At 67.5% G+C, this 21158-nt stretch carries 21 protein-coding genes; 12 read left to right on the forward strand and 9 right to left on the reverse strand.

What is annotated here, in order from left to right:
* Positions 1-36: 36 nt before the first annotated feature.
* The 9 genes from XnspCFBP7698_RS09670 (at position 37) to XnspCFBP7698_RS09710 (ending at position 8604) form a co-directional block, all read left to right on the forward strand.
* The gene (locus XnspCFBP7698_RS09670) at positions 37-600 is read left to right on the forward strand and encodes a sigma-70 family RNA polymerase sigma factor (protein ID WP_039412353.1); all 564 of its coding nucleotides are present in this window, start codon (positions 37-39) and stop codon (positions 598-600) included.
* Positions 597-1430: an anti-sigma factor gene (locus tag XnspCFBP7698_RS09675; protein ID WP_199680131.1), complete on the forward strand. Its 834-nt coding sequence runs from the start codon at positions 597-599 to the stop codon at positions 1428-1430. The genes XnspCFBP7698_RS09670 and XnspCFBP7698_RS09675 overlap by 4 nt, the downstream gene beginning before the upstream one ends.
* A gap of 346 nt (positions 1431-1776) precedes the next feature.
* Positions 1777-2775: an acyl-CoA desaturase gene (locus tag XnspCFBP7698_RS09680; RefSeq protein ID WP_104581581.1), complete on the forward strand. Its 999-nt coding sequence runs from the start codon at positions 1777-1779 to the stop codon at positions 2773-2775.
* Entirely contained in the window at positions 2772-4022 is a 1251-nt protein-coding gene (locus XnspCFBP7698_RS09685; RefSeq protein ID WP_104581580.1) for an FAD-dependent oxidoreductase, read from the forward strand. The genes XnspCFBP7698_RS09680 and XnspCFBP7698_RS09685 overlap by 4 nt, the downstream gene beginning before the upstream one ends.
* Positions 4022-4906 (forward strand): DUF1365 domain-containing protein, encoded by an 885-nt coding sequence (locus tag XnspCFBP7698_RS09690; RefSeq protein ID WP_104581579.1) that lies wholly within the window; start codon positions 4022-4024, stop codon positions 4904-4906. Before XnspCFBP7698_RS09685 ends, XnspCFBP7698_RS09690 begins: the two co-directional genes overlap by 1 nt.
* Positions 4903-6195 carry a class I SAM-dependent methyltransferase gene (locus XnspCFBP7698_RS09695; protein WP_104581578.1) on the forward strand — a complete coding sequence of 431 codons (1293 nt, stop codon included), beginning with the start codon at positions 4903-4905 and terminating at the stop codon, positions 6193-6195. The genes XnspCFBP7698_RS09690 and XnspCFBP7698_RS09695 overlap by 4 nt, the downstream gene beginning before the upstream one ends.
* Complete coding sequence (locus XnspCFBP7698_RS09700) at positions 6192-6737, forward strand: DUF2878 domain-containing protein (RefSeq protein ID WP_047693684.1); 546 nt, start codon at positions 6192-6194, stop codon at positions 6735-6737. The genes XnspCFBP7698_RS09695 and XnspCFBP7698_RS09700 overlap by 4 nt, the downstream gene beginning before the upstream one ends.
* Positions 6734-7516, forward strand: coding sequence for a DUF1295 domain-containing protein (locus XnspCFBP7698_RS09705; protein WP_104581577.1), 783 nt, complete (start codon positions 6734-6736; stop codon positions 7514-7516). The genes XnspCFBP7698_RS09700 and XnspCFBP7698_RS09705 overlap by 4 nt, the downstream gene beginning before the upstream one ends.
* Positions 7517-7533: 17 nt before the next feature.
* Positions 7534-8604, forward strand: coding sequence for a cyclopropane-fatty-acyl-phospholipid synthase family protein (locus tag XnspCFBP7698_RS09710; RefSeq protein ID WP_047693688.1), 1071 nt, complete (start codon positions 7534-7536; stop codon positions 8602-8604).
* A gap of 152 nt (positions 8605-8756) precedes the next feature.
* Here the strand turns inward: XnspCFBP7698_RS09710 and XnspCFBP7698_RS09715 are convergent, their stop codons facing one another.
* Complete coding sequence (locus tag XnspCFBP7698_RS09715) at positions 8757-9104, reverse strand: RidA family protein (protein WP_039412318.1); 348 nt, start codon at positions 9102-9104, stop codon at positions 8757-8759.
* 10 nt (positions 9105-9114) lie between these two features.
* Positions 9115-9792, reverse strand: a complete 678-nt coding sequence (locus XnspCFBP7698_RS09720) for a DUF998 domain-containing protein (RefSeq protein ID WP_104581609.1) — start codon at positions 9790-9792, stop codon at positions 9115-9117.
* 298 nt (positions 9793-10090) lie between these two features.
* On the opposite strand from XnspCFBP7698_RS09720, the gene mprF reads away from it, so the two are divergent.
* The gene (gene mprF / locus XnspCFBP7698_RS09725) at positions 10091-12655 is read left to right on the forward strand and encodes a bifunctional lysylphosphatidylglycerol flippase/synthetase MprF (RefSeq protein ID WP_104581576.1); all 2565 of its coding nucleotides are present in this window, start codon (positions 10091-10093) and stop codon (positions 12653-12655) included.
* Positions 12656-12949: 294 nt separating this feature from the next.
* Here the strand turns inward: mprF and XnspCFBP7698_RS09730 are convergent, their stop codons facing one another.
* From XnspCFBP7698_RS09730 to XnspCFBP7698_RS09760, 7 genes are all read right to left on the reverse strand, one after another.
* On the reverse strand, positions 12950-14323 hold the full coding sequence (locus XnspCFBP7698_RS09730) for an AcvB/VirJ family lysyl-phosphatidylglycerol hydrolase (protein WP_104581575.1): 1374 nt from the start codon (positions 14321-14323) through the stop codon (positions 12950-12952).
* A gap of 69 nt (positions 14324-14392) precedes the next feature.
* Positions 14393-14575, reverse strand: a complete 183-nt coding sequence (locus XnspCFBP7698_RS09735) for an oxidoreductase-like domain-containing protein (RefSeq protein ID WP_047693696.1) — start codon at positions 14573-14575, stop codon at positions 14393-14395.
* Positions 14576-14638: 63 nt separating this feature from the next.
* Entirely contained in the window at positions 14639-15244 is a 606-nt protein-coding gene (locus tag XnspCFBP7698_RS09740) for a hypothetical protein (RefSeq protein ID WP_104581574.1), read from the reverse strand.
* 45 nt (positions 15245-15289) lie between these two features.
* Positions 15290-15889, reverse strand: coding sequence for an RNA 2',3'-cyclic phosphodiesterase (gene thpR, locus XnspCFBP7698_RS09745; RefSeq protein ID WP_104581573.1), 600 nt, complete (start codon positions 15887-15889; stop codon positions 15290-15292).
* Between the two features lie 271 nt (positions 15890-16160).
* On the reverse strand, positions 16161-16616 hold the full coding sequence (locus tag XnspCFBP7698_RS09750) for a PA2169 family four-helix-bundle protein (protein ID WP_104581572.1): 456 nt from the start codon (positions 16614-16616) through the stop codon (positions 16161-16163).
* A gap of 212 nt (positions 16617-16828) precedes the next feature.
* Complete coding sequence (locus tag XnspCFBP7698_RS09755) at positions 16829-17005, reverse strand: hypothetical protein (protein WP_104581608.1); 177 nt, start codon at positions 17003-17005, stop codon at positions 16829-16831.
* A gap of 277 nt (positions 17006-17282) precedes the next feature.
* Complete coding sequence (locus XnspCFBP7698_RS09760; protein WP_199680132.1) at positions 17283-18491, reverse strand: MFS transporter; 1209 nt, start codon at positions 18489-18491, stop codon at positions 17283-17285.
* Positions 18492-18735: 244 nt separating this feature from the next.
* Between XnspCFBP7698_RS09760 and XnspCFBP7698_RS09765 the strand changes: the two genes are divergently transcribed.
* Positions 18736-19830 carry an alkene reductase gene (locus tag XnspCFBP7698_RS09765; RefSeq protein WP_047693712.1) on the forward strand — a complete coding sequence of 365 codons (1095 nt, stop codon included), beginning with the start codon at positions 18736-18738 and terminating at the stop codon, positions 19828-19830.
* 241 nt (positions 19831-20071) lie between these two features.
* Positions 20072-21121: a L,D-transpeptidase gene (locus tag XnspCFBP7698_RS09770; RefSeq protein ID WP_047693714.1), complete on the forward strand. Its 1050-nt coding sequence runs from the start codon at positions 20072-20074 to the stop codon at positions 21119-21121.
* Positions 21122-21158: the final 37 nt, after the last annotated feature.

Raw genomic sequence — 21158 nt, forward strand, 5'->3', positions numbered from 1 at the left:
GTAGCATCGCCCCCACCTTACCCAACGCCCGACCGCATGAGTGCCATTCCTGGCCACGACGACGATGAAACCGGACGCCTGCTGACCGCAACCGCGGGCGGCGACCGGCATGCCTTCGAAGCGCTGTACCGGCAGACCTCGCCCAAACTGTTCGGGGTCTGCCTGCGCATGATCCCGCAACGTGCCGAAGCCGAAGAGGTGCTGCAGGACGTGTTCACGCTGATCTGGCACAAGGCCGGCCAGTTCGACCCCAGCCGTGCGCGCGGGCTGACCTGGCTGGCGATGATCGCGCGCAACAAGGCGATCGATCACCTGCGCGCCAACGCGCCGCAGCGCCGCAACGTGGCACTGGACGATGCAGGTGAACTGCGCGATGGCGATGTCTCGCCGCTGGAGCGCACCGAGCGTGCCAGCACGCGGCGGCGCATCGACCACTGCCTGGCCGAGCTCGAGCCGCCACGCAGCGAGTTGATCCGCACCGCGTTCTTCGAAGGCATCACCTACGAAGAACTCGCCGCGCGCACCGATACACCGATCGGCACGGTCAAGAGCTGGATCCGCCGCGGCCTGGCCAAACTCAAGGCATGTCTGGAACGATGAGCACGCCCTTTCCCATCGACCAGGAACCGCCGCGCGACGTGCTTGCCGGCGAATACGTACTGGGTCTGCTGAGCGCCGAAGAGCGCCTGGCAGCCGAACAGCGCATTGCCACCGACGGTCAGTTCGCGCAGGCGGTGCTGCAGTGGCAGGCGCATCTGGCGCCATTACTGGAAGAAATCGCCGCGGTGACGCCCCCCGACCAGGTCTGGGCGCAGGTGCGCCAGAGCCTGGGCTTCGACACCCCGCTCCGTGCCGTGCCTTCGGCAACGCCGGCCATGACCACCGCGCCGGTCGCGCCGTTGTGGAACAACGTGCGGTTCTGGCGCTGGGCCAGCGCGGGTGGCGTTGCCACAGCGGCCGTCTGCGTGCTCGCACTGCTGACCTTGCGCACGCCGCAGGCACCGGTGCCGCCACCGACCTCGGGGCCTGTGGTGCAGACGCCGGTCACCCCGCCTGCAGTCACGCCGCCGCCAGCCACCGGCATCGCCATGACGTCCACCCTCGCCACCGAGGACGGCCGGCCGGGTTATGTGGCGCTGATGGATGCCGACAAGCACACCATCACCGTGACGCCACTGGATCGCACCGCCACCGCCGACAAGGTGCCGGAGCTGTGGCTGATCACTCCCGACGGCAAGGCGCATTCGATGGGCACCTTCGACGACCAGCGCGCACGTCGCGCGCAGATTCCCGATCAGCTGATGCCCATGCTGAGCAACGAGGCGATCCTGGCCGTGACGCTGGAGCCACCGGGCGGTGCACCGGGTGGCGTGGCCACCGGCACCGTGGTCGCCAAGGGTGGCATCAGCACGCTGGCAATGGCGCCCTGATCCATCGTGGCACCCACCTGCTGCGCGTCGCATGACGGTGCGCAGCAGGTGGTAGCCAACCGTCTTCGCAGTGCATTGGCCCGCGCCGGCTCCCGTCGACAGGGGGCCGTCCGGCCTGCGTAAGGCGGGCCGATCTGCTTGGCATGCGTCCCTGTCTGCGCAGCGTCTTTCACAAGCAGCCTCATCCGCGTCAGTGATACTGGGCGCACACATTGGTGTGCGCGTTGCGCGATTGCCTGGCGCAGCCAACCGGGCCTCATCCATGCATGCGACGATCAAGCGGGCTGGTGCATCTATTGGCCGGCCGTTTCCGTAGAGGGTCACGACTATCCATGGAGATTCATGCGTGCCGAGTACTGAACTCGACCCTCGCGCTGCACCGCCCCAGCCGCCATCCACGCAGCGCCGTGGCTGGGTTGCGTCCCGTGTCGGCAGCCTGCGCCGCTGGGTAGATTCGCAAACCGATGAGCCGCTGGACGAGGCGCGCGCCGACCGGATCGACTGGCTGCGTGCCCTGCCCTTCATTGCGCTGCATGTGGCCTGCCTGGCGGTGTTCTGGGTGGGCGCGTCGTGGTTTGCGGTCGGCACGGCGTTGGCGCTGTATGCGCTGCGCATGTTCGCCCTTACCGGGTTCTATCACCGCTATTTCTCGCATCGCGCGTTCAAGACCTCGCGCGTGCTGCAGTTCGTGTTTGCGGCCATTGGCGCCACCTGCGTGCAGCGCGGGCCGCTGTGGTGGGCGGCGCATCACCGCAACCATCATCGGCATACCGACACCGGCCGCGACCCGCATTCGCCGGCCCAGCATGGCTTCTGGTGGAGCCATACCGGCTGGTTCCTGACCCCGTGCAACTTCCGCACCGACTGGGAGGTGATCCCGGATCTGCGCCGGTTTGCCGAGCTGCGCTTTCTCGACCGCTTCGACATCGTGATGCCGGTGCTGCTGGCGCTGGGGCTGTACCTGCTTGGCGACTGGCTGGCCGATGCGGCGCCGGTGCTGCAGACCACCGGGCCGCAGCTGCTGGTGTGGGGGTTCGCGATTTCGACCGTGGCGCTGTTCCATGCAACGTTCACCATCAATTCGCTGGCGCACCGCTTCGGCAGCCGCCGCTTCGACACGCGCGACGACAGCCGCAACAACTGGCTGCTGGCGCTGATCACCTTCGGCGAAGGTTGGCACAACAACCACCATTTCTTCCCCGGCTCGGCGCGGCAAGGCATGCGATGGTGGGAGTACGACATGACCTGGTACGGCCTCAAGGCGATGTCGTGGGTTGGGCTGGTGTGGGATCTCAAGCCGATGCCGGCCATACTCACCCGCCGCGCGCAGCGGGTGTCGCGATGAGCGAGGGCCAGATTGCCGTGGTCGGCAGCGGGATTGCCGGCCTGGGCGCCGCGTGGCTGTTGTCGCGTCGTTACGAAGTCACCTTGTTCGAGGCGGCGGATTACCTGGGCGGTCACACGCATACGCATGACCTCCAGCTGGACGGTCAGCGCTATGCGGTGGACAGCGGCTTCATCGTGTTCAACCCGCAGCACTATCCGTTGCTCACCCGCCTGTTTGCCGAACTGCACGTGGCCGCCCAGCCGACCACGATGAGTTTTTCGGTGCACGATGCCGGCAGCGGGCTGGAATACAACGCCGGCACGCTGGACGGGCTGTTCTGCCAGCGCCGCAATCTGCTCAGCCCGCGCTTCTGGGGCATGCTGGCCGACCTGCGCCGGTTCTACCGCCAGGCGCCGGCGGTACTGCACAGCGAGGAGCGCTTCAGCACCCTGGGCGCGTATCTGCAGCGGCATGGCTACTCGGCAGCGTTCCGCGACCAGCACCTGGTGCCGATGGCATCGGCGCTGTGGTCCTCGCCGTCGCGGACCATCCTTGAATTTCCGATGGGCCAGCTGATCGGCTTCATGGCCAACCATCACATGCTGCAGATCAGCGGCCGGCCGCAATGGCAGGTGGTGCGCGGCGGCTCCAACAGCTACGTGCGTGCGCTGCGTCGGCGTTGGCAGGTGCTGGAGCGGCTCTCCACGCCGGTGCACGCGATCCGGCGCGCGCCCGATGGCGTGGTGTTGACGTCCTCGCGCGGCCAGGAACACTTCGATGAAGTCGTCCTGGCCTGCCACGCCGACGATGCGCTGGCATTGCTCAGCGATGCAACCGATGCCGAGCGACAGATCCTGGGCGGGATCACCTACCAGGACAACGACACCGTGCTGCACACCGATGCCCGCGTGCTGCCGCGCGACCGGCGTGCCTGGGCGGCGTGGAATGCGCACGTACCAGCCGACCCGCAGGCACCCTGCACGGTGAGTTACTGGATGAACGCGCTGCAGTCGATCGAATCGCCGCAGCCGTTCATCGTCAGCCTCAATCGCGATCACGACATCGACCCGGACAAGGTGCTGCGACGCATGCGCTATCGCCACCCGGTGCAGAACGCGGCCGCACTCGCGGCACAGGGCCGCAAGGCCGAGATCCAGGGCGTGCAGCACACCTGGTTTGCCGGCGCCGCATGGGGCTTCGGTTTCCATGAAGACGGCCTGCGCAGCGGCGCGGACGTGGCGCACGCGCTGGGAGTGAGCTGGTGATGCAGTTGCTGCGCGAAGCCGGCCAGGGGGCCGTGCCGCTGCCTCCCGGTGAGGACAGCGGCTCCGCCAGCATGGCAGGCACACTGCGCAGCGCGGTCTATACCGGATGGGTGCGGCATCGGCGCTTCGTGCCCAAGCCGCTGGATTTCCGCTATCGCCTGTTCCTGATGTACCTGGACCTGTCCGAGCTGGATCGGGTGTTTGCGCACCGCTGGTTGTGGTCGGTGGGCCGGGCCAATCTCGCGCAATTTCGCCGCAGCGATTATCTCGGCGACCCGCAGATTCCGCTGGACGAGGCGGTACGTGCGTGCGTGCACGCGCACACCGGCGAGCGCCCGGAGGGCGCGATCCGCCTGCTGACGCATCTGCGTTACTTCGGGCATGTGTTCAACCCGGTGAGCTTCTATTACTGCTTCGATCGCCACGATGCGCTGCGCTGGATCGTGGCGGAGATCACCAACACACCGTGGCAACAACGGCACACCTACGTGCTGCCCGTCGCACAGGCGCGTACCTATCGCGATGTGCACGCATGGCGCTTCGATAAGCGCTTCCACGTGTCGCCGTTCATGGGCATGCAGCATCGCTACGACTGGCGCTTCAGCGTGCCGGATGCGCAGCTGCGTGTGCACATGGACGTGCTGGATGCGCTCGACGACGATGCCGCGGGCGCCATCGACAACAGCCCGGTGCGCCGCTTCGATGCCACCTTGGTGCTGCAACGCCAGCCGCTGACTGCGCGCACCCTGGCGCGCACCTTGTTCGCTTATCCCCTGATGACCGTGCAGGTGGTGGTCGCCATCCACTGGCAGGCACTGCGCCTGTGGCTGCGCGGCAACCCGGTCCACGACCATCCCCATCCGCCTGTGCGAGATCCCCGATGAACGCCACGTCCCTGCCCGATACCGCTGCGCCGCGCGCGGCCTCCTGGACGGACCGCCTGTTGCGCAAGCGCCTGCTGGCCACACTCGGCGAGCTCCGCGACGGGCAACTGCACCTGCACGAGGCCGACGGCGTCACCACGCTCGGCAACGCCAGCGGCGCGCAGGCGTTGCAGGTGCAGTTGCGCGTCATCGACCCCGGCTTCTATCGCCAGGCTGCGCTCAACGGCAGCGTGGGCGCCGGCGAGTCGTACATGGATGGCCAGTGGCAGTGCGACGACCTGGTCGCGCTGATGCGCCTGCTGCTGCGCAACCGCGCGCGGCTCGATGCAATGGAAACCGGCACCGCACGCATCGGTGGCTGGGCGATGCGCAGCCTGCACGCGCTAGCCCGCAACACCCGCAGCGGCAGCCGCCGCAACATCGCTGCGCATTACGACCTGGGCAACCCGCTGTTCAAGCTGTTCCTGGATGAGAACCTGATGTACTCCTCGGCGATCTTCGTCGATGGCGAAGAAGCGCAGGGCGAGGCGGCCCTGGAACGCGCCGCCACCCGCAAGCTCGAACGCATCTGCCAGAAACTGCGCCTGGGTCCGCAGCATCACGTGGTGGAGATCGGCACTGGCTGGGGCGGTTTTGCCCTGCATGCCGCGCGCGAGCACGGCTGTCGCGTCACCACCACCACCATTTCGCGCGAGCAGTTCGACCTAGCCACGCAACGCATCGCCGATGCCGGCCTGGGCGACCGGGTCACCGTGTTGCTGAGCGACTACCGCGACCTGCAAGGCCGGTTCGACCGCGTGGTTTCGATCGAGATGATCGAGGCGATTGGCCACCAGTATCTGGACACTTATTTTGCCAAGGTCGGCAGCCTGCTGGCCGACGACGGCGAAGCGCTGATCCAGGCCATCACCATCGAAGATCATCGCTACAAGCAGGCGTTGCATTCGGTGGACTTCATCAAGCGCCACATCTTCCCCGGCAGCTTCATCCCGTCGGTGGCGGCGATGACCGGAGCGATCGCACGCGCCAGCGACCTGCGGCTGTTAAATCTGGAAGACATCGGCCCCAGCTATGCGCTGACCTTGCGCGCCTGGCGGCAGCGTTTCATGGCGCAACTGCCGCAAGTGCGTGCGCTGGGCTACGACGAGCGCTTCATCCGCATGTGGGAATTCTATCTGGCCTATTGCGAGGCCGGCTTTCTGGAGCGCTCGATCGGCGACGTGCACCTGTGGCTGAGCAAGCCCGGCGCACGTCCACCGCAGTTCGTGCCGGGCCTTGCGGGCGCATGAAGCAACTCGGCAACTATCTCGGCCTGCAGGTGCTGTGGCTGGTAGCCGTCAGCGCCGCCGCGCATGCGCGGGTGTGGCCCACGCTGCTGGTGCTGGCGCTGTTTGCCTTTTATCAGCTGTGGCCGTCGCGACGCGCTGCGGGCGATGTGCAGTTGATGGTTGCCGGCCTGTCGCTGGGGCTGTTGCTGGATACCACCCTGGCCGCCGGCGGCTGGCTGCGTTACGCCGCGCCCTGGCCCGGCAGCGTGCTGGCGCCGCCGTGGATCCTGGCGTTGTGGCTGGGCTTTGCGCTCACGCTCAACCACTCCTTGCGCAGCGTGATGCAGCGGACATGGCTGGCGGTGCTGCTCGGCGCGGTGTTCGGGCCGGTGTCCTACTGGCTGGCGCAACGCAGCTGGCATGCGGTGGAGTTGTTGCCGCCGCAACTGCATGCCGCGCTCGCGCTGAGTGTTGGCTGGGGCCTGGCCTGCGGCGTGTTGTCGCTGTATGCACAGCGCCTGGCGCGACCATTGCCGCAGACCATGACCGGAGAACTGCAATGACTGCCTGGCCGCTGCTGCATGTCGCGCTATTTGCCACGGGGGTGATGGTGCTGGGCTGGCTGTGGCAGCGCCGCAGCGGCAATGCAGGCCCGGTGGATGTGTTGTGGGCCGGCTGCCTGGCGCTGGCCGCGCCCTATTGCGCGTGGATGGCCGACGGCGCGCCGTTGCCGCGCGTGCTGGTGGCGGTGCTCGGCGGCGTCTGGGGCGCGCGCCTGGCCTGGCACCTGGGTGTGCGCGTGTTCGGCGACCCGCACGAAGACGGCCGCTACCGCGCATTGCGTGAGCATTGGAACGGCAACCAGGCCAAGTTTCTCGGCTTCTTCCTGGCGCAGGCGGTGGTGGTGGTGTTGTTTGCGGTGCCGTTCCTGGCTGCAGCAAGCAATCCGGAGCCGCATTGGAGCGTGTGGAGCGGTATCGCGATCGTGGTGTGGTTGATCGCCGTGGGTGGCGAGGCCCTGGCCGATCGGCAGCTCTCGGCGCACAAGGCCAACCCGGCCAATCGCGGCACCACCTGCCGCAAGGGGCTGTGGCGCTACTCGCGCCACCCCAATTATTTTTTCGAGTTCGTGCACTGGTTTGCCTATCTGGCGCTGGCGGTCGGGGCCGGGCCCTGGCCGTTGGCGCTATGCGCGCTCGGGCCGGTGGTGATGTTCGTGTTCCTGTATCGCTTCACCGGTATTCCCTACACCGAGCAGCAGGCACTGCGCTCGCGTGGCGAGGACTACGCGCACTACCAGCGCACCACCAGTGCGTTTTTCCCGCTTCCCCCTTCGTCCTGAGTTGCCTGGAGAGTTGCATGTCCACCGTCACCGCCCCGCCCTCCTCGCTGCCCGAAGAAGCCTTTGCCACCCGCCTGGCCGAATCGGGGGTGCTGCCCGACGCCGCATTGCGCTACGGCATCCGCCGTCTGTGCGCGCAGCGCCTGCGCGATGAGCGCGGCCACGATGCCGATGCCAACGGCGAGCGCCAGCGCGCCTTCATCGACAGCCTGCGCGCCAGCGCCATCGCCATCGAAACCGATGCGGCCAATCGCCAGCACTACGAATTGCCGCCGCAGTTCTTCACCCTGTGCCTGGGCAAGCGGCTGAAGTACAGCAGTTGCTACTGGGATGCGAGCACGCCGGATCTGGATGCGGCCGAAGAACGCATGCTGGCGCTGTACGGCGAGCGCGCCGAACTGGCCGACGGCCAGCGCATCCTGGAGCTGGGCTGCGGCTGGGGCTCGCTGACCCTGTGGATGGCCGAGCGTTACCCCAATGCCACCATCACGGCGGTGTCCAACTCACGCCCGCAGCGCGCGCATATCCTGGAGCAGTGCCGCATCCGCGGCCTGGGCAACGTGCAGGTGATCACCGCCGACGTCAACGCACTGGCGCTGCCACCCGGCAACTTCGACCGCGTGGTCTCGGTGGAGATGTTCGAGCACATGCGCAATTACCGCGACCTGCTGGCACGCGTGGGCAGTTGGCTGGCGCCGGGCGGCAAGTTGTTCGTGCATATCTTCTGCCACCGCGATCTGGCCTACCCGTTCGAAGTGGCCGGCGAAGACAACTGGATGGGGCGGCATTTCTTCACCGGCGGGCTGATGCCGGCAGCCGATACGCTGCTGCATTTTCAGCAGGACGTGGTCATCGAACAGCGCTGGGTGCTGTCGGGCGAGCATTACGAAAAGACCGCCAATGCCTGGCTGGAAAACCAGGACCGCCACCGCGACCAGATCATGCCGTTGCTGCGCCAGACCTATGGCGATGACGCGCAGCGTTGGTGGCAGCGCTGGCGCATGTTCTGGCTGGCCTGCGCGGAACTGTTCGGCTACGACCAGGGCCGCGAATGGGGCGTGGCGCACTACCGCTTCGTCAAGCGCTGATCGTCCGCGGCGGTTGGCACAGGCGTGCAGTGATGGCTGGCGTCGCAGGCATCGGAGGCGGCACGCACTCGGAACCGCAGTGCATGCACTTCCGTGCACGGGGCGGCGCCTTGCCCCGTGCAGCCGCTCGATCGCCGCGGCGAATCGTGCGATCAGCCCGCCGCGGCGGTGATCACGATTTCCACTTTCCATTCCGGCCGCGCCAACCTGGCCTCGACGGTGGCACGCGCCGGGGTGAAGCCATGCGGTACCCATTCGTCCCAGGCGGCGTTCATGCCGTCGAAGTCGGCAATGTCGGCCAGGTAGATTTCGGCGCGCAGGATCTTGGTCTTGTCGCTGGCGGCCAGCGCCAGCAGCTTGTCGATCTCGCCCAGCACCTGGCGGGTCTGCCCGGTGATGTCTTCGCTGGTGTCTTCGGCAATCTGGCCGGCCAGGTAACACACGCCGCCATGGACGGTCATCTCGGACATACGCGGACCCGCATCGAATCGCTGCAGCATTTCTGACTTCCTACGGTTGGTGGACCCGGCCATTGTCCCGCGAATGCGCGAGGCGTGCAGCCCCATCCCGCGCGACGCGCCGCAGCCACAGCCCGACCCGCACCATCCAGACCACGATCAGCACGATGGCGATCTTCTGGCTGATGCCCAGCGGCGCGCCGCTGACCGTGACATGGAACAGCAAGGCCGCGAACGCTGCCCAGCCCAACGCGAAAGCGCCGACAAAATGCGCGCGCCACGCCCGATCGCGGCGGAAATACCACGATTGCAGCAAGACCGCAGCGATCACGCACAGGAACGTGGCGTCCGCCGACAGCACGTGCACCATCGGTGCCGCATCCGGCGCCAGCTGCGGCATCCAGCTGTCGCCGATCGACACCGCGCACAGGCCAAGCGCCGCACACCAGAACAGGCCCAGTACCGTGCGGCTGCGTGCCACCGGCGCCAGCGCCGCGTAAACGCCCGCCGCCAGCCACGCCATTGCCGCCGCCAGCAGGCAATACGCGGTGCGCAGCAGCAGGCCGTAGGATCCATGCAGATAGGCGCTCAGTTGCGCATCGATCCACCACAGGTCGTCGCGCAGCCATTGCAGCAGCACCACCAGGCCGATGAAGGCGCTGCCGGCGCCGGCGGCAAGCGCACCGGCCTGGCCGCTCCAGTGCGGCGGCGGCGACGTTGCCGCCGACATGGGCGCTGCCGGCGCGCCAAGGTCCGGAGTGCCCATCAGTAGCCTGTCTGCCTTCCAACTGTGGTGCAGTGCATCTGTGTCCCCTGCGGCACCTGCGTGTGCCTTTGCCCTATGATGCGCGCGGCCGGCCCGTGCCGACAGGTGCCGGCCCGATCGCGCCGTGCGTTCACCCTGTTTCGGCACTGACGCGATCACGCTGCATGCTTCTCCAACCGTCCGGCCCATGCAGACCCACCGCGCCCGCGGCACATCTCGTGCATGCGTCTTCCTTCCCTCTTATGCAGATCCCGTTGCCCTCATGACGGATACCCCCGTGTCTACCGAAGCGCCTTCCAGCGGTTGGCGTCGCGCCCTGCCGGTCATCATCAGCCTGGCCATCCTGGCGATGGCGCTGCATGCGCTGTCGGCGCAGTTCACCGACCATGGGTATCGCCAGATCCGCCAGGCGTTCCGTGCGCTGGGTGCGGGGCAGATCGCACTGACGCTGCTGCTGGGGTTGAGCAGCTACGCATGCCTGGTGGGCTTTGACTGGGTGGGGCTCAAGCGCACCGGCAAGCGGCTGCATCCGGCGCGGGTGGGCATCACCGCCTTCATGGCGCATGCGGTGGGCCAGACCCTGGGCTTTGCCGCACTCACCGGCGGCGCCGTGCGCCTGCGCGGCTACGGCAGCGTCGGGCTGACCCTGGCCGAGATCGGCCAGGTGGTGCTGATGAGCACGCTGGGCTTCATCTTCGGCGCCTGGGTCCTGCTCGGGCTGGCGCTGATGCTGGAACCGGAAGCGGCCGCGCGCGCCTTGCCGATCACCGCCGAGGCCATCCGCATCGCCGGCATCGCCTTGCTGGTGGGATATGTGGCCATGCTGGTGCTGGTGGGCAGACAGGGCCGCGAATTCGGCATCCGCAGCCATCGCTTCTGGCTGCCCGACCGCACCACCGTGCTCGGCGTGACCGCCCTGAGCGTGGTCGAACTGGGCCTGGCCGCTGCAGCGTTCTACGTGCTGCTGCCGCCGGACCCGGGCACCGGCTACTTCGGCTTCATCGGTATCTGGCTGGTGGCGGTGGTCGCCGGCCTGATCTCCACCGTGCCGGCCGGGCTGGGCGTGTTCGAATGGAGCCTGCTCAAGCTGCTGCCGCATGTGACGCCTGCCGCCGTGTTGGCCGCGGCGCTGGCGTACCGCGTCACCTACTACATCGTGCCGCTGCTGATTTCGGTGGCCATGGCCGCCGCCTCGGGGCTGGGCGCACCGGTACGCGCCAGTGCCAGTACTGCGCGCACGGTGTGGAAGGCGCTGCGCCCGTGGTTGCCGCAGATCCTGGCCCTGGCGGTGTTTGCGGTGGGCGCGGCGCTGATGATCGATGGCACCCTGCCCACCCCGCGCGCGCGCCAGGAAGTGGCGCCATTGCCGCTGATCGAAACCTCGCACCTGCTGGTCAGCCTGGGCGGCATGATGCTGCTGCTGATCGGCCAGGGCCTGCAGCGCCGCAGTCACGCGGCCTGGATGCTGGCGCTGGGCGTGTGCGTGCTGGTGCCGCCGCTGGCCTTGCTGCGCGGCAGCCATATCTCGGTGTCGCTGTCGGCCGCACTGGCCGCGCTGGCGCTATGGGCGGCGCGCCGCGAGTTCTACCGCCAGGGCGCGCTGCTGGACGAAGCGTGGTCCTGGCGCTGGCTGAGCAACCTGGGCCTGGTGCTGGTGGCCACGTTCTGGCTGCTGTTCTTCGTCTACAGCCACGTCGAATACAGCAACGATCTGTGGTGGGAGTTCGCCACCTCGGCCAATGCACCGCGTGCGCTGCGCGCGGCGCTGATCCTGTGCGTGGGCGTGATCATGTTCGGCATGGCGCGGTTGCTGCGCGGCGGGCGCCGGCCGATGCCGCCGGCCGATGCGCAGGCCCTGCAGGCGCTGGCGCCGATCCTGGAGACCAGCACCGACACCCAGGCCTGCCTGGCGTTGACCGGCGACAAGGCGTTCCTGTTCGATGAGGGCAACCGCGGCTTCGTGATGATGCAGCGCTATGGCGGGTCGCTGATTTCGATGGGCGACCCGGTGGGCCCGCCCGAAGTGGCGCGCGCACTGATCTGGCGTTTCCGCGAGGAGGCCGACCACATGGGCCTGCGTCCGGTGTTCTATCAGGTGGGCGAGAAATACTGGCAGAGCTACCTGGACATGGGCATGACCCTGGTCAAGCTGGGCGAAGAGGCGATCGTGCCGCTGGAGAACTTCACCCTGGAGGGCCGCGACCGCGCCGATCTGCGCCAGGCCTGGAACCGCGGCAAGCGCAGCGGCCTGACCTTCCGCATGCTGCAGCCCGACCAGGTGGATGCGGTGTTGCCGCGCCTGGCCGAGGTGTCCGAGCAGTGGCTGGACGAAAAGGCCGGCGAAGAAAAGGGCTTTTCGCTGGGCAGCTTCGATGCCGACTACCTGCGCCGTTTTCCGGTGGCGGTGGCCGAGGCGGAAGGCCGGATCGTGGCTTTCGCCAACGTGTGGTGGGCGCCGGCCGGCGGCGAGCTGTCGGTGGACCTGATGCGGCACAGCGCCGAAGCCCCCAAGGGCACGATGGACTTCCTGTTCATCGAGCTGTTCCTGTGGGGCCAGGCCAACGGCTACAAGCGCTTCTCGCTGGGCATGGCGCCATTGTCCGGGTTGGCCGAGCATCGCCTGGCCGGCCGCTGGAACCGCTTCGCCAGCCTGGTGGCACGCCATGGCGAACGCTTCTACGGGTTCAGCGGGCTACGTCGCTTCAAGTCGAAGTTCGCCCCGACCTGGCGCCCGCGCTACCTGGTGGCGCCTGGCGGCATGCATCTGCCGGCCGCATTGCTGGATGTCACCCGCTTGATCTCGGTGGATCCGGGCCGGCAGGAGTAAGGCCGCTCGATCCCTGCGGTCCTAGGCGAATGCCTCGCTTTGCCTCGGGCGCTTGCACGCGTACCGGCGTGGGGCACGCCGCAAGTCCGTCCATGCAGGCTCTGGCGCGGCATCCATGCCACTCAAGGTCCCACACCGGCACCCTTGCAAGCACCACCGATTGTTGGCGGTTGCGGAAAGAAACGCCGAAGGCCTGCCAGGCTGGACGGAGGCCGAACCGAACGGCGACGACCGGGTTGTTGGCCTGCGTCGGCCCGGCGTCGGGCCGAACCAGCTCACACATGCCCTGCTCTTTTACGGCTTCGACAGCGCGTGCAACTGCTCCATGATCACCTTGGCTAGGGTCGCGTAATCGCCCTTGAAATGGTGATCGCCCGGCAGCGCCACCCGCGTGGCCGCCTGCGCCGGCAGGCTGGGGCAGAGCGCGTCGTCGTCGTCCTGGCCGTAGATGCAGACCGTGGTGCTGGCGGGCAGGCGTTGCACCTCCGGCGCGATCGGCAGGCCTTCGTCGTCCGAACCCAGCCAGTTGCTGACGTGGAATTCGTAGTCGGCCAGCTTGCCCACCGACAACAGCGCGGTCATGCGAATGTTTTGCCTGGTCTGTGCGGGTAGCTTGTTGATCGCCGCCGGCAACACATCGGCACCTTGCGAGAAGCCGATCAGCACCACGCGCTTGCGCTGCCAGCGCTGCGCATAAACCCGTGCGATGCGGTCCAGATCCGTGGCAAAGCCCTGCGGGGTGCGCTCGGTCCAGAAATAACGCAGCGAATCCAGGCCAACCACCGGAATGCCCTGCGCGGCCAGCGCGTCGGCCACTTCTTCATCCAGTCCGGCCCAGCCGCCGTCGCCGGAAACGAAGATCACGAAGGTGTCGTCGTCGCTGTCGCCGTCCGGCTTGGCCGGCAACTCGACCACCGGCAGGTCGGCCAGGCCACCGGGCGGCGGCGGCAACGCCACGCCCTTCTGCTCGCCCAGCGAGCGCGCCGCAGCGCGCAGGCCCGGCAGGATGTCGCCCTTGGCAGAGCGCGTGAAGGTGCGCGCCTGCGGGATCTGCTTGATGAAGGCCGCCTCGGCCGCCGCAGGGCACCGTTTGTCCTGGCTGCCGGCAAGCACCCACGGAATCTGCAGCGGCGACGGCACCAGCGTGTTGCTGCCCGGACGCACGCCCGGCTGGCAGATCGCCTGGTCGGAGACCGTCGCCGGGCATAGGCCATCGGTGAGCACGCCTGCCAGCACATGCGGCTTGGCCTGCGCGCCGATGGCATAGGCCAACGCTGCGCCTTCGCCGTCGCCGACCAGCAGCGGCAGACGATAGGTGGGGATGTGATAGAAGGCCTGCACATAGCGGGAGAAATTCTCCACGTCGCCGACCGAAAACGCGCAGGCGCCGCCGTCCTTGCGCACCACCGCGTAGAGGTGCGCGGTATCCACCACCGCCACCATCGCGCCGTCGTCGCGCAATGCCTCGACCTGCGCCTGGCGCGTTGCGGCATTGCCGGCGCCCGCGAACCAGATCACCACCCGTTGCGGTTCGCCCTTGGGCATCAGCACCGGCACCTGCTCGAAACGGCCGTGAGTGACCGGCTCAGGCGCCTGCGCGGCGGCCAATCCCGACAGCGTCAACACCGCCGCGCCGCAGAGCGCGCCCCACATTTCAAGTCGTCGCATGTCGCACCATCGCGGAAAGTGGTCCAAAGATAATCGTTCCAGGCGGCATCGCGAAGCGTGGCGCTTCGCTTATCGCGCCTGCGGCGGTTGCCGGGCTTCCCATGCGGCCAGCGCCTGGCGGTAGCGGGCCAGTTCCTCGGCATACAGATCGTGCACGCACAACGGGCAACCGCTTTCGCAGCACTCGTTGGGGGCCGGCGCCTGTGGCGGTTGCGGACGTGGATCGGCGGTGGAAACGGCGCGCTCGTGCATGCAGCCATTGTAGCGTGCGCACCTGCAGCGCCCGGTTGATGCGAGCCGCCTGCTGCGGACAGTTCAGCGGCCCAGGCGCCGCCGCAGGTTGGCCCGCGCGGCAGCATCCAGGCGCGCGTGGAAATAGTCGCTGAGAAAGATGCGCGGACGCTTGAGCAGACCAGCCAGGAAGCGGCGGCGATTGAGCCGGAACAGCAGCGCGGGGACATGGCCGCGGTACTCCTCGGCAATTGCCCGGTCGTAGGCATCGAAGACGTCCGCCGGCGCCGCCAGGATCGCCATATCGCAATCCAGAAACAGCGCCGCCTCCTGGTCAACGTCCTGCGGCTCGAGTTGGCCGTGCCGCGCAGTGAGCAAGATCAGCGCCTGTACGCGCTGCAGATCCACGGCGGCCTGCGGCCACCAGCGCGCACTGCATTCCAGCGCCCACGCCGCCGATTGCGCCTCGTTGTCGCTGCGCCCGGGTTGATACACCGCATCGTGGAACAGCACCGCCAGCCACACCTCGGCCGGCTGCTGCCAGCCCGGCCCGCTGGCGACCTCGGCATAGTGCTGCAGCAGCGCGCGCACGTGGCCGAAGTGGTGATAGGCGCGCGGCGGCGTGGCATAGGCCTGCTCCAGCGCGGCCAGGTGATCGGCGTGCAACGGCAGGGGCGTTGAAGTATCCATCCGTGCAGGCTACCGCACCCGGGCCTGCGTCCCACACACAGGCGCTCAGCGCAGTGGCCAGCGTCCTTCGAACTGGTAGCGCGACTGGCCGAGGAAGCTGCGTACCAGCGCAAACTCGCGCACGGTCCACGCGAGCGCGTCGCAGCGCCGTTGCGGCACGGTCTGATTGCAATACAGCAGCGTCATGTGCGGCGTGTACTGCGCATCGCCGGCAATGCCCACACGCGCCAGCTGACGGCCCAGCGCGCCCTGCAATTCGTACAGGCCGCGCACGCGCTCTTCGCCGCGCAGCACGCAAGGCAGTTGCGACCGCCGTCCACCGAAGGTACCGACCCGGTCGAACTCCACCTCGAACGCCTGCAAGGCCACACGGTCGGCGGCCTGGCTGGCACGGCTGACCAGCGACGGCGGCAAACCCCCGGCATAGTCGCCGAGATGGTGCAGGGTCACATGCAGGCGGTCGCGTGATAGCGGCTTTCCATCGACCCCGCCTTGCAGCAGGCCCTCACAGATACGACCCGCGCGTTCGGCGGTGTCCGCATCGGCCATCACCGCAAAGAACAGCCGCTCGGTCGTCTTTTCTTCCCCCAGACCGAGCGACAACTGCGCCTCGGCCGATGACAAATACAGAAACTGCTGCTTCATGGGTAAGTCCACGACCGCCTGCGCAGGCCTGGGTGAAGAAGGGCGGCGGATACTAGCAGACACGACGCGCGGCGAATACGCCGCCTGCCATCGGCTTCAACGTGGAACGCGATACTGACGTGGAACCGCCACCGCGCGTTTTCGCGTTGTCGCGTTGTCGCTTCGCATCTGACACAAAAAGAAACGGGCAGCTTGCGCCACCCGTTTCCCGCCTGTATCGATTTACTCCGGAGCTGCATCAATCCAGATGCACTTCGGACGCGCCGCGCTCTTATGCGGCGCTCTTCATCGCGTGCTTGCGGTTACGCATCACGTCGTGACATGCGCGCACTTCCGGCAGCAGACGCACTGCGGCATCGCGCGCGGCGGCCGGCGTGTCTGCATCAGCAATGGTTTCGTCGAACGCCTTCAGCAAACGATCTTCCGATTCTTCCAGCTCGGCCACGTAGCCGTACTTGGTGTCGCCCAGCGTTGCACGGACCTTGCCGTAAAACTGCTGCATGCTGCCGACCATGGTGCCGTGCTGCTCCGGCGTGCCGCCCACCGAGGTGACCACGCTGCTCAGGCTGCTCACGATGTCGGTCTTGACGCCGGCAATGCGGCGGAACAACGTTGCAAGCTCTGCATCGCCCACCTTGGACGCCGCTTCATCGTAGAAGTCCTTGCCGTCGCGGGAAATGGCGATGAGGTCGTTGAGGCTGTGCTCGGTCTTGCTCTGAATGCTCATGTGTCGCTCCTTGTTGGATGGGCCGCGCTGCACGGGGGTGCAATGCGCCGGCTTTCGGGGAGAAGCGCAATCGATGCGTTGATTGCGGTGCCTTGCGTTGTGTACGGCCTCATCCTGGGCTCGCACCCATAATCGACATGTGAGCAATGTGGGCGTCATCCTCACGCCTTCGTGCGGCCGATGAATCGCGATTCATCGATGCCAACGGCGCATCAAGACCCTTTCGGTTGCCGGCTGGCCCACATGTTGTCAACCAGGTTCGGGTACGGCCGCCCGGCTGCTTCGGCGCGTTGTTTTGCCGCTGCCTTCTGGGCGTCCGTCAGTGGCGTCGAGGCGCGTTTGGACGTCGGATTGGGGCGCTTCCACGGCGGTGGCGTGAAGTCGGTCATGGCGCGGTCCTGCTCGCTTGTGGTCAAGCGCGCAGTCTCGGGCGCGTGCCGTGAGTTGGCTGTGGATGCGGCTGGCGTGCGCGGTTGGCATCGCCGCTCCGACGGCGAGCACGCGCGTCAAGGCACGGCACTGCAGTGAGGTCTTCGCCACGTGTCTGTGTGCAGCCGAGTGCCGGGGATGATGAATGGCATGCAGCAGCACGCAACGCGCAGGCCATCGATCGAGATGCGCGCCCGTGCACGCCGGGCGATGCGTGCGGCCGCCCGGCGCACTTGCTCAGCAGTTGGTCGCCAGGCTGCGCTGGCGCTGCTCCTGCCACACCGCACATGCGTACACCAACAGTCCGCCGAGCGCGGTTGCTGCACCGACATAGCCGGTGGATGTCCAGCCCCAGCCAGCGGTGATCGCCATGCCGCCCAGCCAGGGGCCCAGGGCATTGGCGGTGTTGAATGCGGCATGGTTCGAGGCCGCTGCCAGCGTCTGCGCCTCGGCCGCCACGTCCATCAGGCGCGTCTGCAAGGCCGGCGCCAGCGCGCCCATCGTGCCGACTGCCACGATGGAGACGAACACCCACTGCCCCGCATGCGCGGCCATCGGAAAGGTCAACATGACCACGATCGACCACACCAGCAGCACCGGCACCGCACGGAACTGCATCCGGTCGAACAACCAACCGCCCGCAATGCTGCCGAGCACACCGCCGACGCCGAACGCCGCCATGGCCAGCGGAATGCGTGCCGGTGCCACGCCGGTAACAGCAGTGAGGGTCGGCGCCAGATAACTGAAAACGCAAAACATGCCTGAAAACCCGACGGCTCCGATCGCCAGGGCCAGCCACACCTGCGCCCGATTGAACGCACGCAGCTCGCGCAGCGGCTGCTGGCGCGGCTCATCCGGTGCGGGCGGCAACAGCGCGGCCACCGCGGCCACCGTTCCCAGCGCGATGACCGAGACCGAGGCATACGACCAACGCCAGCTGACGACCTGCCCCAGCCAGGTCGCCAGCGGGTTGCCGACCAGCAACGCAACGCTCAACCCCAGCAGCACGCGCCCGACGGCGGTGGCGCGCTGATTGGGCGGGCTGATCGAGGCTGCCACCAGCGAGGCGACGCCGAAATACGCGCCATGCGGCAAGCCGGCGATGAAGCGGCACACCAACATGGCGTGGTAGCTGGGCGCCAACGCACTGGCCAGGTTGCCCAGTGCGTAGAACACCATCAGCAGTAACAGCAAGGTGCGTCGCGGCCAGCGCGCGCCCAGGATCGCCAGCAGCGGTGCGCCGACCACCACGCCCAAGGCATAGGCGCTGATGACATGGCCAACCTGCGGTTCGCTGATCTGCAGGCCCTGCGCAATCTGCGTCATCAGGCCCATGGTGGAAAATTCGCTGATGCCGATCGCAAATCCGCCCATCGCCAGCGCGAGCAGGATCAGCACGTAATCGCGGCGCGGCACGCGCGGCGCGGACAGCTCGGTATCGGACATGCCCGACTCCAGAATGACGGGGCAGCTTATTATTGTGCAATGCAGCATTCGACGAAAGGCCGCACGTCACAGCGATGCCGCGCCAAGGCCTCGCGGGTCACGGTTCGCTCGGCTTGGATGCCCGCAGAAGACGCTGTGTCCTACTGACGCTGCTCGAATCCCGCCCGCCGCGCCACCATCGCTGTGGGGCACCGCGATCGTCGTGGCGCCGCGCCTTGCGTGTGATCCCAAACACTGGTTGCTGATGTCCAAATCCACTGAATCTCCGTTGTTCTCCCCGGTGCGCCTGGGCGCGCTGGATCTTGCCAACCGCGTGATCATGGCGCCGCTGACGCGTAACCGCGCCGGTGCCGGGCAGGTGCCCTCGCCGCTTGCCGCCGAGTATTACGGCCAGCGCGCCACCGCCGGCCTGATCGTGGCAGAAGGCACGCAGATCAGTCCGCTCGGCCAGGGCTATCTGGACACGCCCGGCATCCACACTCCGGAACAGGTCGCCGGCTGGCGCACCGTCACCGATGAAGTGCATCGCCGTGGCGGCAAGATCGTGCTCCAGCTGTGGCATGTCGGCCGCGTGTCGCACACCAGCGTACTGCCCCCCGGCGAAGTACCGGTCGCGCCCAGCGCCATTCGTGCCGAAGGCAAGACCTACACCCAGAACGGCTTCGAGGATGTGTCCGAACCGCGCGCACTGGCGCTGGATGAAATCCCCGCGCTGATCGAGGACTACCGCCGTGCCGCACGCAACGCGATCGACGCCGGTTTCGATGGCGTGGAAGTGCATGCCGCCAATGGCTACCTGCTCGACCAGTTCCTGCGTGACAGCGCCAACAAGCGCACCGATGCCTACGGTGGCGATATCGAAAACCGCACCCGGCTGCTGGTCGAAGTGGTGCAGGCCATTGCCGACGAGATCGGTGCCGAGCGCACCGGCGTGCGGTTGTCGCCGGTCACTCCGGTCTATGGCGCGCACGACTCCAACCCGCAGCCGTTGTTCGAACGTGCGGTGGAGCGGCTGAACCTGATCGGCGGCCTGGCCTTCGTGCATGTGATCGAAGGCGCCACCGGTGGCCCGCGCGACAACATCGCCTTCGATTACGCGGCGCTGCGCGCCAAGTTCGACGGTGCCTGGATCGCCAACAACGGCTACGACCGCGCCATGTCCGAACAGGCCATCAGCAGCGGCTATGCCGATGCGATCGCCTACGGGCGCCCCTTCATCGCCAACCCGGATCTGGTGCGTCGCCTGCGCGAGAACGCACCGCTGGCCGAGGTCGATCAGGCCACCATGTACGGCGGCGGCGCCAAGGGCTACACCGACTACCCCGCACTGCCGGAGTGATCCTCTAGGCACACTGGCCGGCCATTGCCGCATCCAGCGCGGCGATGGCCGGCCGGTGGCGCGTCGCGTCCGCGCACCACGCACTGCCTAAGCGCTCTCTTTCCGCATCCATCGCAGTGGCCGGTTGGCCGCATGGACCGCACCGACAGGTTCGCTTCGCACGTCGCTTGCGCGCCGTCGCCACATGACGCGCACAGCGCTCCCCGCTAGCATCCAGGCAGCCCCTGATCCTGGAACGCCCATGCGCCGCCTTCTTCCATTTGCGCTGCTCTGCACATTGCTGATCGGTGGCCAGGCGCTGGCCGTGCCGTTCTGGGGTGCGCGCCAGTCCAGTCCCGCCGATACCCTGCCGGCCCAGCTCAAACCGGGCGAATGGATCTGGGGCGGTGTCAGTAAAGGCTGGGGCCCGATGGCCGTCATCGTCAGCCTCACCGAGCAACGCGCCTATGCGTATCGCAACGGCATCCTGATCGGCGTGTCCACCATCAGCTCCGGCAAGCCCGGGCACGAGACACCCACCGGCGTGTTCACCATCCTGCAGAAGGACAAGGACCACCGCTCCAATCTCTACAACGCCGCACCCATGCCGTATCAACAGCGGCTCACCTGGGACGGCGTGGCGCTGCATGCCGGCGGCCTGCCGGGCTACCCGGAGTCGCATGGCTGCGTGCATCTGCCATCGGAATTTGCCCGGTTGCTGTTCGACAATTCCAACATGGGCATGGTGGTGGTGGTCGCGCAGGCCGGTGTCAGTGCCGACGATGTGGTGCATCCACGCGCGCTCAGCCCGATCGACCCGACCACCGGCGCCGAGCGCCCCGTGTTGCCGCTCCCCAATGGCCAGGCATTTGCCTGGCAACCGGCGCTGGCGCCCACCGGCCCGATCTCGATGCTGATCAGCAGCACCGACCAGCAATTGGTGGTGTACCGCAATGGCATGGAGATCGGCCGCGCGCAGGTGGCCTTGCACGCACCCCCTGGCGCAGCGCCGCTGGGCACGCAGGCCTTCATCGTCGGCCAGGGCTTCCTGCCGGGCGACATTCCCGGCCTGCCCGGTCATCGCATGCCCAACTGGATGCGCATCGGCATTCCCGGCAGCGCTGCGGCGGCAGGCCAGGCGCTGGATGCCGACACCATTGCGCGCCTGCAGGTGCCGCCGGCATTCCTGGCCAATCTGCTGCCGCTGCTGACGCCGGGCGTGGTGTTGGTCGCCACCGACCAGCGCATCCTGCCGGAGACCACCGGCGGCAAGCTGCAGGTGCTGGATTCGGACCCGCCCGACACGCCGTAGCGCACGTGCGCACCAACGCGTGGCGCAGGGTTCGCCA

This window comes from Xanthomonas sp. CFBP 7698 (assembly GCF_003600855.1).
GTDB classification, from domain to species: domain Bacteria; phylum Pseudomonadota; class Gammaproteobacteria; order Xanthomonadales; family Xanthomonadaceae; genus Xanthomonas; species Xanthomonas cannabis.

Bases quoted from the DNA above. Each gene is read 5' to 3' on its own strand.
- XnspCFBP7698_RS09700 (WP_047693684.1), top strand. From the start codon at position 6,192: ATGAAGCAACTCGGCAACTATCTCGGCCTGCAGGTGCTGTGGCTGGTA.
- XnspCFBP7698_RS09760 (WP_199680132.1), bottom strand. From the start codon at position 18,491: ATGTCCGATACCGAGCTGTCCGCGCCGCGCGTGCCGCGCCGCGATTAC.
- mprF (WP_104581576.1), top strand. From the start codon at position 10,091: ATGACGGATACCCCCGTGTCTACCGAAGCGCCTTCCAGCGGTTGGCGT.
- XnspCFBP7698_RS09695 (WP_104581578.1), top strand. From the start codon at position 4,903: ATGAACGCCACGTCCCTGCCCGATACCGCTGCGCCGCGCGCGGCCTCC.
- XnspCFBP7698_RS09755 (WP_104581608.1), bottom strand. From the start codon at position 17,005: ATGACCGACTTCACGCCACCGCCGTGGAAGCGCCCCAATCCGACGTCC.
- XnspCFBP7698_RS09750 (WP_104581572.1), bottom strand. From the start codon at position 16,616: ATGAGCATTCAGAGCAAGACCGAGCACAGCCTCAACGACCTCATCGCC.
- XnspCFBP7698_RS09720 (WP_104581609.1), bottom strand. From the start codon at position 9,792: ATGTCGGCGGCAACGTCGCCGCCGCCGCACTGGAGCGGCCAGGCCGGT.
- XnspCFBP7698_RS09740 (WP_104581574.1), bottom strand. From the start codon at position 15,244: ATGGATACTTCAACGCCCCTGCCGTTGCACGCCGATCACCTGGCCGCG.
- XnspCFBP7698_RS09765 (WP_047693712.1), top strand. From the start codon at position 18,736: ATGTCCAAATCCACTGAATCTCCGTTGTTCTCCCCGGTGCGCCTGGGC.
- XnspCFBP7698_RS09685 (WP_104581580.1), top strand. From the start codon at position 2,772: ATGAGCGAGGGCCAGATTGCCGTGGTCGGCAGCGGGATTGCCGGCCTG.
- XnspCFBP7698_RS09670 (WP_039412353.1), top strand. From the start codon at position 37: ATGAGTGCCATTCCTGGCCACGACGACGATGAAACCGGACGCCTGCTG.
- XnspCFBP7698_RS09710 (WP_047693688.1), top strand. From the start codon at position 7,534: ATGTCCACCGTCACCGCCCCGCCCTCCTCGCTGCCCGAAGAAGCCTTT.
- XnspCFBP7698_RS09705 (WP_104581577.1), top strand. From the start codon at position 6,734: ATGACTGCCTGGCCGCTGCTGCATGTCGCGCTATTTGCCACGGGGGTG.
- XnspCFBP7698_RS09715 (WP_039412318.1), bottom strand. From the start codon at position 9,104: ATGCTGCAGCGATTCGATGCGGGTCCGCGTATGTCCGAGATGACCGTC.
- XnspCFBP7698_RS09675 (WP_199680131.1), top strand. From the start codon at position 597: ATGAGCACGCCCTTTCCCATCGACCAGGAACCGCCGCGCGACGTGCTT.
- thpR (WP_104581573.1), bottom strand. From the start codon at position 15,889: ATGAAGCAGCAGTTTCTGTATTTGTCATCGGCCGAGGCGCAGTTGTCG.
- XnspCFBP7698_RS09730 (WP_104581575.1), bottom strand. From the start codon at position 14,323: ATGCGACGACTTGAAATGTGGGGCGCGCTCTGCGGCGCGGCGGTGTTG.
- XnspCFBP7698_RS09690 (WP_104581579.1), top strand. From the start codon at position 4,022: ATGCAGTTGCTGCGCGAAGCCGGCCAGGGGGCCGTGCCGCTGCCTCCC.
- XnspCFBP7698_RS09770 (WP_047693714.1), top strand. From the start codon at position 20,072: ATGCGCCGCCTTCTTCCATTTGCGCTGCTCTGCACATTGCTGATCGGT.
- XnspCFBP7698_RS09735 (WP_047693696.1), bottom strand. From the start codon at position 14,575: ATGCACGAGCGCGCCGTTTCCACCGCCGATCCACGTCCGCAACCGCCA.